The organism is Sinorhizobium sp. 6-70 (genome assembly GCF_030124375.1).
Classification (GTDB): domain Bacteria; phylum Pseudomonadota; class Alphaproteobacteria; order Rhizobiales; family Rhizobiaceae; genus Sinorhizobium.
The window spans coordinates 1-418 of the sequence record NZ_JASKLS010000050.1 but is presented as its reverse complement, the minus strand read 5'-3'; the positions used below and the strand labels follow the sequence as shown (position 1 = coordinate 418).

At 65.6% G+C, this 418-nt stretch carries 1 protein-coding gene; it reads left to right on the top strand.

Going from position 1 to position 418, the window contains the following annotated elements; translation table 11 throughout:
- Positions 1–418 (top strand): alcohol dehydrogenase catalytic domain-containing protein (locus QN222_RS30280; protein ID WP_284005760.1); only part of this gene is annotated, 418 nt, incomplete at both ends.

The following is a 418-nucleotide window of genomic DNA, read 5'->3' as shown; positions in this document are numbered from 1 at the left end:
GGAAGGGCTGTTCCCGGCGATCCTCGGCCACGAGGGCGCCGGCATCGTCGTCGACGTCGGCCCCGGCGTCACCTCGGTGAAGAAGGGCGACCACGTCATTCCGCTCTACACCCCGGAATGCCGTTCGTGCCCGTCGTGCCTGTCGCGCAAGACCAATCTCTGCACCGCCATCCGCGCCACGCAAGGGCAAGGGCTGATGCCGGACGGCACCTCGCGCTTTTCGATCGGCAAGGACAAGATCCACCACTACATGGGCTGCTCGACCTTTGCCAACTTCACCGTGCTGCCGGAGATCGCCGTCGCCAAGGTCAATCCCGACGCGCCGTTCGACAAGATCTGCTACATCGGCTGCGGCGTGACCACCGGCATCGGCGCGGTGATCAACACCGCCAAGGTGGAAATGGGGTCGACCGCGATC